Annotated in this window: 13 protein-coding genes and 1 pseudogene; 2 read left to right on the top strand and 12 right to left on the bottom strand. The window is 66.1% G+C overall.

The window, feature by feature from the left end; genetic code table 11:
- Positions 1–98: 98 nt before the first annotated feature.
- From lpdA to J5F18_RS15655, 5 genes are all read right to left on the bottom strand, one after another.
- A complete protein-coding gene (gene lpdA / locus J5F18_RS15675; protein ID WP_346299494.1) occupies positions 99–2,204 on the bottom strand; it encodes a dihydrolipoyl dehydrogenase in 2,106 nt (701 codons plus the stop codon).
- Positions 2,205–2,218: 14 nt separating this feature from the next.
- The gene (gene aceF, locus J5F18_RS15670; RefSeq protein WP_346299493.1) at positions 2,219–3,778 is read right to left on the bottom strand and encodes a dihydrolipoyllysine-residue acetyltransferase; all 1,560 of its coding nucleotides are present in this window, start codon (positions 3,776–3,778) and stop codon (positions 2,219–2,221) included.
- A 166-nt stretch (positions 3,779–3,944) separates the two neighbouring features.
- Positions 3,945–6,614, bottom strand: a complete 2,670-nt coding sequence (gene aceE, locus J5F18_RS15665) for a pyruvate dehydrogenase (acetyl-transferring), homodimeric type (protein WP_346299492.1) — start codon at positions 6,612–6,614, stop codon at positions 3,945–3,947.
- A 36-nt stretch (positions 6,615–6,650) separates the two neighbouring features.
- Positions 6,651–6,842 (bottom strand): hypothetical protein, encoded by a 192-nt coding sequence (locus J5F18_RS15660; protein ID WP_346299491.1) that lies wholly within the window; start codon positions 6,840–6,842, stop codon positions 6,651–6,653.
- A 477-nt stretch (positions 6,843–7,319) separates the two neighbouring features.
- Positions 7,320–7,994 (bottom strand): glutathione S-transferase family protein, encoded by a 675-nt coding sequence (locus J5F18_RS15655; RefSeq protein WP_346299490.1) that lies wholly within the window; start codon positions 7,992–7,994, stop codon positions 7,320–7,322.
- Between the two features lie 206 nt (positions 7,995–8,200).
- Here J5F18_RS15655 and J5F18_RS15650 point away from each other — a divergent pair, with 206 nt between their 5' ends.
- Together J5F18_RS15650 and J5F18_RS15645 are read left to right on the top strand one after the other, a co-directional pair.
- Complete coding sequence (locus J5F18_RS15650) at positions 8,201–8,464, top strand: helix-turn-helix transcriptional regulator (RefSeq protein WP_346299489.1); 264 nt, start codon at positions 8,201–8,203, stop codon at positions 8,462–8,464.
- Positions 8,454–9,719: a type II toxin-antitoxin system HipA family toxin gene (locus J5F18_RS15645; RefSeq protein ID WP_346299488.1), complete on the top strand. Its 1,266-nt coding sequence runs from the start codon at positions 8,454–8,456 to the stop codon at positions 9,717–9,719. Before J5F18_RS15650 ends, J5F18_RS15645 begins: the two co-directional genes overlap by 11 nt.
- Positions 9,720–9,837: 118 nt before the next feature.
- Here the strand turns inward: J5F18_RS15645 and J5F18_RS15640 are convergent, their stop codons facing one another.
- The 7 genes and pseudogenes from J5F18_RS15640 to J5F18_RS15610 form a co-directional block, all read right to left on the bottom strand.
- Positions 9,838–10,665: a CheR family methyltransferase gene (locus J5F18_RS15640; protein WP_346299487.1), complete on the bottom strand. Its 828-nt coding sequence runs from the start codon at positions 10,663–10,665 to the stop codon at positions 9,838–9,840.
- A gap of 149 nt (positions 10,666–10,814) precedes the next feature.
- A complete protein-coding gene (locus J5F18_RS15635) occupies positions 10,815–11,096 on the bottom strand; it encodes a hypothetical protein (protein WP_346299486.1) in 282 nt (93 codons plus the stop codon).
- A gap of 4 nt (positions 11,097–11,100) precedes the next feature.
- Positions 11,101–12,315, bottom strand: a complete 1,215-nt coding sequence (locus J5F18_RS15630; protein WP_346299485.1) for a hypothetical protein — start codon at positions 12,313–12,315, stop codon at positions 11,101–11,103.
- A 60-nt stretch (positions 12,316–12,375) separates the two neighbouring features.
- Positions 12,376–13,164: an RNA-binding domain-containing protein gene (locus J5F18_RS15625; protein WP_346299484.1), complete on the bottom strand. Its 789-nt coding sequence runs from the start codon at positions 13,162–13,164 to the stop codon at positions 12,376–12,378.
- On the bottom strand, positions 13,157–13,348 hold the full coding sequence (locus J5F18_RS15620) for a hypothetical protein (protein ID WP_346299483.1): 192 nt from the start codon (positions 13,346–13,348) through the stop codon (positions 13,157–13,159). Before J5F18_RS15620 ends, J5F18_RS15625 begins: the two co-directional genes overlap by 8 nt.
- A 107-nt stretch (positions 13,349–13,455) precedes the next feature.
- Positions 13,456–13,896, bottom strand: a complete 441-nt coding sequence (locus J5F18_RS15615) for a PhzF family phenazine biosynthesis protein (protein WP_346299482.1) — start codon at positions 13,894–13,896, stop codon at positions 13,456–13,458.
- A 132-nt stretch (positions 13,897–14,028) separates the two neighbouring features.
- Positions 14,029–14,212 (bottom strand): annotated as a pseudogene (locus J5F18_RS15610) (hypothetical protein); the annotation flags it as partial.

The following is a 14,212-nucleotide window of genomic DNA, read 5'->3' as shown; positions in this document are numbered from 1 at the left end:
ATCCATGCCCGCGGGCGCCGGGTCTCAGGGGCCTTGGACATGCGCCCGCTGCTGCAGGGGCAGGCCGCGGCTGCGCGCCGGCACCTGCCGCCCGCTGGCTAGCGCTTCTTCTGCGGGGGTAGATCGGTACAGACCCCTTCGAACAGTTCGGCCGCCATGCCCACCGATTCGCCCAGGGTCGGGTGCGGGTGGATGGTCTTGCCGATGTCGACCGGGTCGCAGCCCATCTCGATGGCCAGGCACAGTTCGCTGATCAGATCCCCCGCCTGGGTGCCGACGATGGCCCCGCCGATGAGGCGATGGGTCGCCTCGTCGAAGATCACCTTGGTGAAGCCTTCGTCGCGGCCGTTGGCGATGGCCCGCCCGGAGGCCACCCAGGGGAAGACCGCCTTGCCATACTTGATGCCCTCGGCCTTGCACTCGGCCTCGGTCTTGCCGGCCCAGGCGACTTCCGGATCGGTATAGGCCACCGAGGGGATCTGGCGGGCGTCGAAGAAACTCTTGTGCCCCGCCGCGGCCTCGGCGGCGACATGCGCCTCGTGCACCGCCTTGTGGGCCAGCATCGGCTGGCCGATGATGTCGCCGATGGCGAAGATGTGCCCGACGTTGGTGCGCAGCTGCTTGTCGGTGGCGATGAAGCCGCGTTCGTCGACCGCCACGCCGGCCTTCTCGGCCCCGATCGTGTGGCCGTTGGGGCGGCGGCCCACCGCCTGCAGGATCATGTCGTAGAGCTGCGGCTCGGCGGGGGCGCCCTCGCCCTCGAAGCTGACCTTGAGGCCGTTCTTCTGGACCTTCACGGCGGTGGTCCGGGTCTTGAGCATCACCTTGTCGAAGCGCGGCTGGTTGACCTTCTCCCACACCTTGACCAGGTCACGGTCGGCGCCGGCCATCAGCCCGTCGAGCATCTCGACCACGTCGATGCGGGTGCCCAGGGTGGAGTAGACCGTGGCCATCTCCAGGCCGATGATGCCGCCGCCGATCACCAGCATGCGCTTGGGGATGGCGGTCAGCTTCAGCGCCCCGGTGGAGTCGACCACCCGGGGGTCGTCGGGAATGAACGGCAGCTTCACCGACTGCGACCCGGCGGCGATGATGCACTTGTCGAACTTGATCACCTGCTTGGCGCCGGTCGTCTCCTGGCCGTCGCCGCGGGTCAGGGCCACTTCCAGGTGATGCGGGTCGAGGAAGGTCCCGACCCCGCGCACCACCTCGACCTTGCGCGCCTTGGCCATGCCGGCCAGCCCGCCGGTGAGCTTGCCGACGACCGTCTCCTTCCAGCCGCGCAGCTTGTCGAGATCGATCTTCGGCGTGCCGAAGGCGATGCCGTGCTCGGCCATGGCATTGGCCGCATCGGTGACCGCCGCCACATGCAGCAGCGCCTTGGAGGGGATGCAGCCGACGTTGAGGCACACCCCGCCGAGGCTGGCATAGCGCTCCACCAGCACGGTCTTCATGCCCAGGTCGGCGGCCCGGAAGGCGGCCGAGTAGCCGCCCGGCCCGGCACCGAGCACCAGCATCTCGCACTCGAGGTCGGCGCCGCCGCCATAGCTGGCCGCCGTCGGCGCGGGCGTGGCGGCCGCCGGCTGCCCCGCTCCCGGCCCGGGCGCGGGTGGGGAGGCGGGCGCTTGCCCTTCCGCTTCGAGGATCAGGATCGCCGCCCCCGCCGAGACCTTGTCGCCGACCGTCACCAGCACCTCGGTGACCTTGCCGGCCTTGGGCGCGGGCACGTCCATCGAGGCCTTGTCGGACTCCACGGTGATCAGCGGGTCCTCGGCACGGATCGTGTCGCCGGGCCGCACCAGCACCTCGATCACCGGGACGTCCTGGAAATCGCCGATGTCCGGTACCCGCACCTCCTCCAGGCTGCCGCCGCCATAGCCGCCGCCGGCATCGCCGGGTGCCGGGGAGGAGGCCCCTCGTTCATGGACCGCCGGCTGCGGGTCGTGGTCCGCCACCCGGGCCCCCGTCTCGGCCGGTTCCAGCATCAGGATGGTCGAGCCTTCGGAGACCTTGTCGCCCTCCTTGACCTTGAGCTCGCCGACCGTGCCCGACACCGGGGACGGCACGTCCATGGAGGCCTTGTCGGTCTCCAGGGTGATCAGCGGGGTGTCGATGTCGATCGCATCGCCCGGCTGGACCAGCACCTCGATGATCTCGACGTCCTGGAAGTCACCGATATCGGGCACCTTGATTTCGATTGCCATGGTGTCGTTTCCCCTTACATCATGATGCGCCGCATGTCGGCGAGCAGGTTGGCGAAATGCACGTTGAAACGGGCCGCGGCGGCGCCGTCGATCACCCGGTGATCCCAGGAGAGCGACAGCGGCAGCATGAAGCGCCAGGCCGACTGCTTGCCGTCGGGGGAGACCTGTTTCCAGTAGGAGCGACACACGCCCATGATGGCCACTTCGGGGGCGTTGATGATGGGTGTGAAGTAGAGCCCGCCGATCCCGCCCAGCGAGGAGATGGTGAAGCAGCCGCCCTGCATCTGGTCGGGCTTGAGCTTGCCGTCGCGGGCCAGCTTGGCCAGCGCGCCCATCTCCTGGGCGATCTCGGCCACGCCCTTCTGGTCGGCGTCGCGGATCACCGGCACCACCAGGCCGTTGGGCGTGTCGGCGGCGAAGCCGATGTGGTAGTAGCGCTTGAGGATCAGGTTGTCGCCGTCCAGCGAGGCATTGAACTCGGGGAACGCCTTCAAGGACGCGACCGCGGCCTTGATCATGAACGCCAGCATGCTGACCTTGATGCCGGCCTTCTCGTTCTCCTTGTTGAACCGCACCCGGAAGGCTTCCAGGTCGGTGATATCGGCCTCGTCATGGTTGGTGACGTGGGGAATCCGCACCCAGTTGCGATGCAGGTTGGCGCCGGAGATCTTCTTGATGCGCGACAGCGGCTGGGTCTCCACCGGGCCGAACTTGCTGAAGTCGACCTGGGGCCAGGGCAGCAGATCCAGGCCCTCCCCGCCGGACGCGGCCGCCGTCGTCGGTTGCGCCGCCGGGGCGCCGCCCTTGGCGAAGTGCTGGATGTCCTCCTTGGTGACCCGCCCCTTGAGGCCGGTGGGCGGCACCCGGGTCAGGTCCACCTCCAGCTCGCGGGCCAGGCGGCGCGCACTGGGGCTGGCGTGCACCCGGCTGAAGTCGGCGATCGGGGCGCTCGACGGGGCGGCGCTGGGGGCCGTCGCCGGTCGTGGTGCCTGCCCGGCTTCCCCGGCGGGGGCCGCGGGCTTGTCGCCCCCTCCCGCGGCGCTCTCCAGCAGCAACACCAGGCTGCCCTCGGACACCGTATCGCCGACCTTGACCTTGACCTCCTTGACGGTGCCGGCCTTGGGCGCGGGCACGTCCATCGAGGCCTTGTCCGATTCCACGGTGATCAGCGGATCCTCGGCCTGGAGGCTGTCACCGGCCTGGACATGGACTTCGATGATCGGCACATCGCTGAAGTCACCGAGGTCGGGCACCGTGATCTCCTCGACCCCGCCACCGGACGGCGCCGGTGCTTCTGCCGCGGCGGGCGAGGGGGCAGGGGGGGCGGCGGCGTCCCCCTCCGCCTCCAGCAGGAGGATCGCCGATCCCTCGGAGACCGTATCGCCGAGCTGGACCTTGACCTCCTTGACCGTCCCCGCGGCCGGCGCGGGCACGTCCATGGAGGCCTTGTCCGATTCCACGGTGATCAGCGGGTCCTCGACCTGGATCCGGTCGCCGGCCTGGACGTGGATTTCGATGATCGGGACATCGCTGAAGTCGCCGATGTCCGGTACCTTGATTTCCTGAATGGCCACTAGTTGTTCTCCTTCGGCTCAGAGGGCGTCTACAAAAGGACTGCACTCGCCAATACGTCGTTAAAAATCGACTCAATATGCTCATTTACACCGCGTAAACTCCGCCATTTCGCCAATTTTTGCCTCGTCTTGCCTTCGTTCGTCTGTTTTGTAAACACCCTCTTTCTTAGGCGTAGAGGGGGTTGGGCTTTTCGGGGTCGATGCCGTACTTGGCGATGGCGTCCCGCACCTTGCCGCTCTTGAGCTGGCCCTCGTCGACCAGGGCCTGCAGCGCGGCCAGGGTGACGTAATGGCGATCCACCTCGAAATGGCGGCGCAGGGCCTCGCGGCTGTCGGAACGGCCGAAGCCGTCGGTCCCCAGCACCTCGTAGCGCCGCGGCACGAAGGGTCGGATCTGTTCGGCGAACATGCGGATGTAGTCGGTGGAGGCGATGACCGGGCCTTCGGTGCCGTCCAGGCACTGCTCGACATGGCTCTGGCGCGGTGTCTTCCCCGGATGCAGCCGGTTCCAGCGCTTGACCGCGTGGCCGTCGCGGGCCAGCTCGTTGAAGCTCGGGCAGCTCCAGACATCGGCCGCCACGCCCCAGTCGTCGCGCAGCAGATCCACCGCGGCGATCACCTCGTTGAGGATGCTGCCGCAGCCCAACAGCTGCACCCGCGGGCCCTTGGCCTTGCCCTCGGCCTGGCTGAACCGGTACATGCCCTTGATGATGCCCTCCTCGGCTCCCTCGGGCAGCGCCGGGTGATGGTAGTTCTCGTTCAGGGTGGTGATGTAGTAGAAGACGTCCTGCTGCTCCTCGTACATGCGCTTGAGGCCGTCGCGCACGATCACCGCCACCTCGTAGTGGAAGGTGGGGTCATAGGCCAGGCAGTTGGGGATGAACTGGGCGAACAGCTGGCTGTGCCCGTCCTGGTGCTGCAGCCCTTCGCCGTTCAGGGTGGTGCGCCCCGAGGTGCCGCCGATCAGGAAGCCCCGCGCCAGCATGTCGCCGGCCGCCCAGGCCAGGTCGCCGATGCGCTGGAAGCCGAACATGGAGTAGTAGACGTAGAACGGGATCATGCTGACCCCGTGGTTGCTGTAGGAAGTGGCGGCGGCGATCCACGACGACATGGCGCCGTCCTCGTTGATGCCCTCCTGCAGGATCTGGCCCTTCTGGTCCTCCCGGTAGGGCATGATCTCCTCGGCGTCCATGGGCACGTACTTCTGCCCTTCGGGGGCGTAGATGCCGATCTGCCGGAACATGCCCTCCATGCCGAAGGTGCGCGACTCGTCGGCGACGATCGGGGTCAGCCGCGGCCCCAGGGTCTTGTCCCGGGCCAGGGCGACCATGATGCGCACCACGGCCATGGTGGTGGACAGGGTGCGCTCGCCGGTGTCCGCCAGCACCTGCTTGAACATCTCCAGGGGGGGCGCCTCGAGCCGATCGCCATTGCGCTGGCGCTGGGGCAGGTAGCCGCCCAGCGCCTGGCGCTGGGCATGCAGGAACTGCATCTCGGCGCTCTCCTCCGGGGGCTTGAAGAACATCGCCTTGGTGACCTGGTCGTCACTCAAGGGCAGGCCGAAGCGCTGGTGGAAGTAGCGGAGGTTGTCCTCGCCCAGCTTCTTCTTCTGGTGGGTGATGTTCTGGCCCTCGCCGCCCTCGCCCATGCCGTAGCCCTTGACGGTCTTCATCAGCAGCACCGAGGGCTTGTCCTGGGTGTTGACCGCGGCGTGATAGGCGGCATAGACCTTCTGCGGGTCGTGGCCACCGCGGACCAGCTTGTAGTAGATGTCGTCGTCCGACAGGTGGGCGACCATCGCCTTGAGTTCCGGATACTTGCCGAAGAAGTGCTCGCGGATGTAGCCGCCGCCCTTGACCTTGAAGTTCTGGTACTCGCCGTCGACGCACTCCGCCATGCGCTGGCGCAGCAGCCCCTGGGTGTCCTTGGCCAGCAGCTCGTCCCAGCCCGACCCCCACAGGCACTTGATGACGTTCCAGCCCGCGCCGCGGAAGTTGCCCTCCAGCTCCTGGACGATCTTGCTGTTGCCGCGCACCGGACCGTCCAGGCGCTGCAGGTTGCAGTTGATCACGAAGATCAGGTTATCCAGCTTCTCGCGGCTGGCCAGGGCGATGGCCCCCTGGGACTGGGGCTCGTCCATCTCGCCGTCGCCCAGGAACGCCCACACCTTGCGCCCCTCGGTGTCGGCCAGTCCCCGGTGCTGGAGGTACTTCATGAAGCGGGCCTGGTAGATGGCCATGATCGGCCCCAGGCCCATGGAGACGGTGGAGACCTGCCAGAAGTCCGGCATCAGGTAGGGATGGGGGTAGGAGGAGATCCCCTTGCCGTCCACCTCCAGGCGGAAGTTCTCCAGCTGCTCCTCGGTGAGCCGCCCCTCGAGAAACGCCCGCGCGTAGATACCCGGGGCGCAATGGCCCTGGAAATAGATGATGTCTCCGCCGTGGCCGTCGCTGGGGGCCCGCCAGAAATGGTTGAAGCCCACCTCGTACATCACCGCCGAGGACTGGTAGCTGGCGATATGCCCCCCGGGTTCGGCGGGCTTCTTGTTGGCGCGCACCACCATGGCCATGGCGTTCCAGCGCAGATAGGCGATCAGCCGCTGCAGCAAGGCGGCGTCGCCGGGCAGCTTGGCCTCCTTGTGGGGCGGAATGGTGTTCACATAGGGCGTGCGGGTGGTATCCGGCGCCTCGGCGCCGGTCCGGTAGGCTTCCTCCACCGCCTTGTGCAGCAGGTAGGTGGCGCGCTCGGGGCCCACCCGCTCCACCACCACGTCGACGGCTTCCTGCCACTCCCGGGTTTCCTGTGGATCGAAGTCGTTGTAGTTCTCGAAGCCCATGGATCGTCTCCCTTGGTTGGATCGGAATTGTTCTCGTTATTGCTCGGCCTGTGCCTCGACCACGGCGAAGGCGCTCGTGTTGGCGATGCCCCGCGCGGTAAGCGTGCGGTCGATCGAATGCACCGGCTTGGCGACCCTCAGCAGGATGGAGCCCACGGAGACGCCGTCGCCCGGCGCCTCCGGGTCAGTAAAGGCGGTGGTCGCCGCGTCCAGGTTGAGCATGATCAACAGAGTGGCCGCGGCATCGGTGACCGCTTTGCCGATCGCATGCTCAAACCGCTGCCAGACCGCCTTCCACTGGCCGGGCTACAGCTCCCTTTCCTCCGGAACCAGCTCGATGGCCTGAAGGCAATATAGGCAACATGTGCAATTTAGGGATAAACGATAAATAGGCGCCCCCATACCCCGCAGCGCACCCGGAAATGAGGGCCTGTCCTCGGTTGGTCGCGACATTGACCAGAGGGGAGCATACCTGGCGACGCCCCCTGCTCCCCTCCGACAGCAAGCCGAGGCCGTCCCGGTCCTTCATGCCGGGCCGCAGCAGGCCTTGAGCTTGCGGCCGCAGCCGCAGGGGCAGGCTGTGCGGTCGGGCTGTGTCATGCCAGTCAAACCTCCTGTGATGGGCAGCCGCTCGTATCGGCCATCCGCTTTCTGCAAGTTCACGCGCTTGTCGGACGTAGCCTGGGGGCTGTCCCGCATTCCCTCTCACGAGGCCTTGCCCACCGCCATGGCCGGCTCGGGCGAGACGCCCCGGGCCATGGCCGCCTCCCGCTCCACCGCCAGGGCGCGCTGGAAGGCCTCCCGTTGCTGCAGGCGCTCCCAATAGGCGGCCACGGCGGGCTTGAAGCGCTCGCCCAGGCCGATATGGCTGGCCAGCAGCAGCGCATAGCCCACCGAGACATCGGCGGCGGTAAAGCGCCCGGCACACAGGAAGGGCTCCCGCGCCAGGCGCGGTTCCAGGGTCCGCAGCCGGGAGAGGCACCAGCGGGCGTAGTCCTCCACCACCTGGGGCTGGCGCCGCTCCGGGGGCTCGAAGTGGCCGTAGCGCAGCACCAGGGTCTGGGGGAAGGTCAGGGTCGCCTCGCCGAAGTGCAGGAAGTTGAGGTAGTCGCCATAGGCGGGATTGTCCGGCGCCACCTCCAGGCCCATCTCGGGACGGCGGGAGGCGAGGTACTGGCAGATGGCCGCGGACTCGGTCATCGCCACCTCGCCGTCGAAGAAGGCAGGCACCGTGCCCAGCGGATTGATCTCGAGGAAGGCCGCGTCGTGCACCCGGGGCGGGAAGGGGTGCATCACCAGCTCATAGGGCAGCCCCAGCTCCTCGAGCAGCCAGAGGGGACGAAAGGAGCGGGCGCTGACGCAGTGGTGGAGTCGAATCATGGCAGGGTTCCATCGGCGGCGTTCAGGGCATGGTGCCCCGCCTTGTGAGTCTGCGAAAGCCCCCTCCCCTCGCAGATTACCGATCGGTAACTCCTGTCGGCAGCCGTGCCTTCAGGGGCGCAACAATTACCGAACGGTAACTTCTCCGTGGCAGATTAACGAAACCCCGCCTAGAATTACCGAACGGTAATCGTATTCGAGCTCTTATGCCCTCCAACGACTCCCCCACCCCTCTGGCCGCTGCCATTCGCCACAGCGAAGACCTCGGCAAGCTGGTGCGCCAGCAGCGCACCGAGCAGGGGCTATTGCAGATCGACCTGGCCGGCCTTGCCGGCACCGGCAATCGCTTCATCGTCGACCTGGAGCGCGGCAAGCCGACCCTGCAGCTGCAGAAGGTACTGGACGTGCTGGATCTGATGGGGCTCGAGGTGGTCATACGGCGCAAGGGTGGCAACCGCCATGGCGAGTGACGATACCTTGGAGGTTTACCACGGCGACAAGCATGTTGGCCGGCTGTATGACGCTCAACCGCTGCGCTTCGAGTATTCCTCAGGGTGGCTGGAGCACCCTGATGCGGTCAGTCTCTCCCCCGCTCTCTCCCTCACGCAGCACGTTCACCGTGGCGATGATGTGCTGGCCTACTTCGAGAACCTGCTGCCGGAGGGCGACCTGCGTCACCATCTGGAGCTTCGCCACCACACCACGACCGTTTTCGGGCTGCTGAAGGCCATCGGCGGTGACACGGCCAGCGGCTTCACCCTGCTGCCACCGGGCGAGTCTCCGGCTCCGCCGCACTATCGCCCTACCACTTGGGAAGCCCTGGCGAAACACCTGCAACACGGGGAACAAGGCCCCCTGCTCTCGCAACAGGGTGAAGAGGCGCGTATCTCGTTGGCCGGCGCCCAGGACAAGCTGCTACTGATGGTGCAAGCAGACGGAAGCCCCGCCATACCGCAAGGATCGGCCCCTTCCAGCCATATCCTCAAGCCGGACATTCACGGCCTGAGAGGGGTATGGGCCACCGCCATCAACGAGACCTTCTGCATGCGGCTGGCCGCCGAACTCGGCCTCGACGTCGCCGAGGCCGGCTACCAGCCCGACACCCGCGCCTGCCTCGTGCGCCGATACGACCGGGTTCTCGACGAACAGGGCGGGCTGCGGCGCCTGCACCAGCTCGACTTCTGTCAGCTTGCCGGCACCCCCTCGCTGATCAAGTACGAAAGCGATGGCGGTCCCGGCCTGGTGCACTGTCGAGAACTGATGCAGCAGGTCGGCACACCGGCCAAGGATCTGCAGCGCCTGATCGCCTGGTTCTTCTTCAACCTGCTGATCGGCAACAACGACAGCCATGCCAAGAACCTCGCCATCCTCTACACGGACGAAGGCCCGCGGTTGGCGCCGTTCTACGACCTGATGAGCACGACGCTCTACAGCGGCCTCTCGCGCCGCTTCGCGTTTCGCATCAATGGTGAGGATCGGCCCGGCCGCATCGAGCGTTCACACCTCGAAGCGGTCGCCCGTTCGATGCGGTTCCAGCCGCGCTATTTCCTTCACCAGGGGCTGGAACTCGCCGAACGCATGCCGGCCGCCATCGACAGCACCCTCGCCACGCTGGGCACCGAGCCCCACCAGGGCTCGGAGCAGACGCTGTTGGAGAGGTTGCAACAACGACTGCTGGGCAGCTGCGGCAAGCTGCCCGAGCGGTGGTCGGCTGGCCGGGGTTGAGCCGATGAGGGCCTGTCCCTTATGGGTCGCGGCCTTGAGCAAGCGGCACATGCTGGCGTGGCTTTCGCAAGGTCATGTCGCACTCTCGATGGCAGGGTCCACGGCGACAAGGGCGGTCTCAATCCTCGCCTTCCCGGCGCCGGTAGACCCTCACCTGCCCATGGATGGGCTCGAACCCTGCCACCGCCTCCGGCAGCGCCTCCCGGTTTCCCAGCACGACCAGGCCCCCGGGATGCAGGGCCCGATAGAGGCGGCGGGCGATGTCGCACTGCCGCTCCCGATCGAAGTAGGTGAACGCCAGGTAGCGGCAGGCGATGAGGTGGAAGCGCCGAGCGGGGAACTCCTCGCGAATGTCGCGACGCTCCAGCTCGACGGCCCGGCGGTACTCGCCCTTGAGGCAGTAGTGCGCATCGCGGCGCTCGAAGGCGGCGTCTTGCAGCGGACGGGGAAGGTCCTTGAGGGCACTGGCCGGGTAGCAGGCCCGCTCGGCGCGGGCGAGCTGGTGCGCGGCGATATCCGAGGCCAGGACCGTCAGGCCGAGCCCGGGGAAGCGCGACTGAAGGCGCTCCCGCCAGAGGATGGAGAAGGTGTAGGGCTCCTCCCCGGCGCCGCAGCCCAGGCTCCACAGCGTCAGGGCGGCGGCGCCCTCTTCCTGGGCCCGTTGGGCCAGCTCGGGGAGAAAGCGCTGCTCGAGCAGCTCGAAGCCCCGCCTGTCGCGCCAGAAGCGCGAGATGGTGATGGGCAGGCAGCCGTCGAGCACCTGCCACTCCTGCCGGTGGGCGTCCAGGTAGCGTCGGTACTGACCGACGTCCTCGATGCCGAGTTCGTCCAGGCGCTGCTGCACCTTCCGGCACACCTGGCGACGGACCTTGCGAAACCCCTGCCAGCGCATGTCGAGGCGAGGCAGGGCCCACTGCAGCAAGTCGACGCAGTCCTGATCTTTCATGCTGGGAGGCTGCCGGATTCGGTCGGAAGTAGCGAGGATCAATGGCGGTTCGGGGTGCTGTTGTTAAGCGGCGCTTGCCTCAGAGCCGAATCGTCCCGCGCAGATAGGGGGCCACCTGCCCGGTGAGGATGACCCGGTCGCCCCGACACTCACAGGTCAATTGCCCCTGGCGGGCCGTCAGTGCCATCGGCCAGGAGCTGGGCATCTCCCGCAACACCGTCCGCAAGTAACAACGCCAGAACGTGGTCACCATCGAGGCGGCGCAGCTGCTTGCCGCCGGCAATGGTGAACTGGTTGATGGCACGGGAGCGGTTAGCCTCGGCGTGGGCGAAGTCGATCAGCAAGGCGTGGTCGTGTACCGCCGCTTCGAGATCGCCCAGCCATTGTCGGAACCACGCCAGGCAGGGCTGTTCCAGTTGATCCTCGTGCATTCCCTCAGTCCTTCGAGTTTAGGTCCGTCGCGAGAGTCATATAGGCCTGCATGCCATGGGTCGGGACCTGCGGGAAGGCCTGAACCAGACGACGCTCCTTCAGCATCCTTTTCAGATACTGATTCCGCAAGGTATCGGGATTGCGCCGCAACAGCTGGGCCAAGCAGCTACGCGTGATGAAGTGCCCGGTACAGACTGCCAGAATGACTCGCTCGAGCTCGGCGGGCTCGACTCGCCGCTTGCGCCTAGGCAGATCAGCCTGCGTCTCCAGCGCTTTCCGGAAGTCGGGCGTGAGGTCGTCCAGATCATGGATCATCGGCGCCAACAGCGTCGATGTCACAAGCCGGCCATACAGGTCATGCTCACCGCTTTCTACGGAGCGGCCCCTGCTATCTACGGAGCGACCCCTGCTATCTACGGAGCTAGCCGCGCTATCTACGGAGCTAGCGCGCGAGGGAGGATAGCCGCTATCCGCCCCACCCGGCATGCTGGGTGGCCCCACCCCAGCCTTCGCCCCAGCGATGGTGCCGCCGAACACCTGCTCCGGTGTTGGCAGGCTTTCCCCGGGTAGGTGATACACGGTGCCACGCCCGTGTCCGCTAGCGATCAGGAAGCCCTGTTTCGCCAACTGCTGAAGTGCCGCCATCACATCACGCGCGTGGCGCGTCGTGATCTCGCACACCCGTGAGTGCGTAGTCACCTGCTCCGTGGCCACCGTTGCCAGAATCAGACGCTCCAGCTTTGGCAGGTGCAGGAAATCGTTGCCGAACATCTCGGTCAGCTGATCTATCACTCCCTCTGGAAACAGCTCCAGCATCCGTAGCTCCAGCAGGGTTTGATCAGGTTCCTGCTTCTCATGCAGGGCCGGCTTCCGCCAGTGCCGCCAATCCCACCCACTATATATCTTGGGGATCCCCGAGCCGGCCCGTTCCCCTACCCCAATCATCAGGAACATCTGATGCATAATCCGGTTGCGGCAATCCGAGATCCCGCCATGGATCGCCTCTTCCAAGGGAATTCGCATATTGCCTGGGTTACGGAAACCAAACATGTCAGGACACTTCACAACCAGAACCGAGACATTGCCCATGTAGTCGGCATGCACCAGCGTATTGACCAAGGCCTCGCGTAGCGCCTGGTGTACCGGTGAATCCTCCCGCCGTTGGCCATCTTCAAGATTGAAGGGCACCCTGAGATCTTCCGTCAGCTTGCGGTACACGCGGCGATAGAAGTCAAACAGGTTGCCCGACCAACTGCCATCCGGCTCCAGCTGGTAGATTCAGCGAAGCTCCGTCTTCGGCTCGGGGCGCTCCTGATAGTCGACGAAGTAACCGGGGACAGCCTCCTGGATAGCCTCCCAACAGCCGAACATCAGCAGACCCGCAAGGGTCAGCCCCTCCTCTCCACTCGACCTATCACGACGCCAGCCTCGTAGCTTCTTGAGCAGGTCAAAATCCTCAAGGTCCAGGAAAGGGTGGCCAGGCCGAGCATCCTTGAGCATCTGGCGATAGATGCGGAAGCTATCCAGGTCGATATCCTCCCAGCCAAATCCAGGCAGGATGCGGGCATCGCGCTCGTCCTCGCCCTGCTCGGCCAGCATTCGCCGGACCCTCTCCGGCTCCAGGCGTGAATCGGTGCTGTTGAACCGACGAAACGTCCCGGTCAATGGGTTGTTGTTCAGAAACACCGGCTTCTGCTTGCGATGCGCTGCCGGCACATGCACATGCACATGCACATGAATGATCGAGCGTCCCTCAACCTCCTGAATACGGACATGTTCGGTACTCAGCACGTTGGCACTGACCTTCTGGGGGTTGTTGAGCCCGGTCCAGAGGTCATCAAGCACCTTCTGCGGATCGGCGATGCCGGCCAGCTCGAACCAACCACCAGACCGTTCCCGTACCCCCAGGAAGATATCGCCGCCCTGGGTATTGGCGAACGCGCTGTAGGTCGGCCAGAACTCCTTGGGCAGCGCCCCCTTGCCATCGCGCCCCTGGGCAAGCTTGCACTCCACATCCACGCTCTCGCGCAGGGCGGCGATATCCTCCAGGGAGTCGATTTCAAGCATCACCTTCTCCCTGGGCCAGGTGCCGCCCGTCGCAGCCCTGCACCGGCTGCTCCTTGAGCCCCCGCATCACCCACTGGTGAACTATCTGGAATTTCCGGATGGTTGCCTCCTGCTCGCCCTTAGCGTAGACGTTGCCGATATGCTCGCTGACAGTCTGAACATCCTTGTCGAACAGGTCAGTCATCGGGCAGCGCCTTCCTCAGCCAGATCTCGGCCAGGTTGCCGCCCTCAGGATTCTGGATAAAGACCGAGAGTCGATACAGTGTGCAGGTCAAGATGGCCCCGGCGTCATCAGGCGCTTCGGGGCGGTTCATGGGTTGTGCTGTCGGCATGAGCAGCGCGCCTCAGAACCGAATCGTCCCGCGCAGATAGGGCGCCACCTGGCCGGTGAGGATGACCCGATCGCCCCGTCTTGCCCAGCCGCCCGGCCCAGTAGGGTGCCAGGGTAGTATGGGCCGAGCCCGTCACCGGGTCCTCCTCGACGCCGACCTTGGGCCCGAACCAGCGCGAGACGAAGTCGAATTCCCGCCCCGGCGCCGTGACCACCACGCCGCGCCCCGGCAGCGCCGCCAGCTTGGCCATGTCCGGTGCCAGCGCCGCGACGATGGCCTCGTTATCTACCGCGACGACGATATCGTCGGTCATGACGACGTCGCCCTGGGCCACACCCAGGGCGGCCAGCACCGGCTCGGGGTCGGCCATCGGCTCGACCAGCTTGGCGGGAAAATCCATCGCCTGGCTCTCCTCGGTGCGGCTGACCCTCAGCTCGCCGCCAAAGGTCCGGAGCTCGCCCCCAAAGGTCCGGAGGCGACACAATTATCTGGAATTACCAAGGGCGCTGATTGGATTGGAGGGTGTCATTCATCAGCCATCCTCCCCGCCTGAACCGCTATCCGTCTGGATGTCGATGGCACGCTGCGCCAGCCGCATCCGCGAGCGCTCGACGGCCTCGTGCAACTTGGACTGCAGAACTTCCTTGGGCGGCAATACGGTCAGGTACTCGGCCACGTGAATGCCGCTGGCGTCCAGCTCCAGCAGTTCGATCTGC

Source organism: Halomonas sp. BM-2019 (assembly GCF_017584085.1).
Note: the sequence above shows the minus strand (reverse complement) of the source record. Positions and strands in the feature narration are given on the sequence as shown.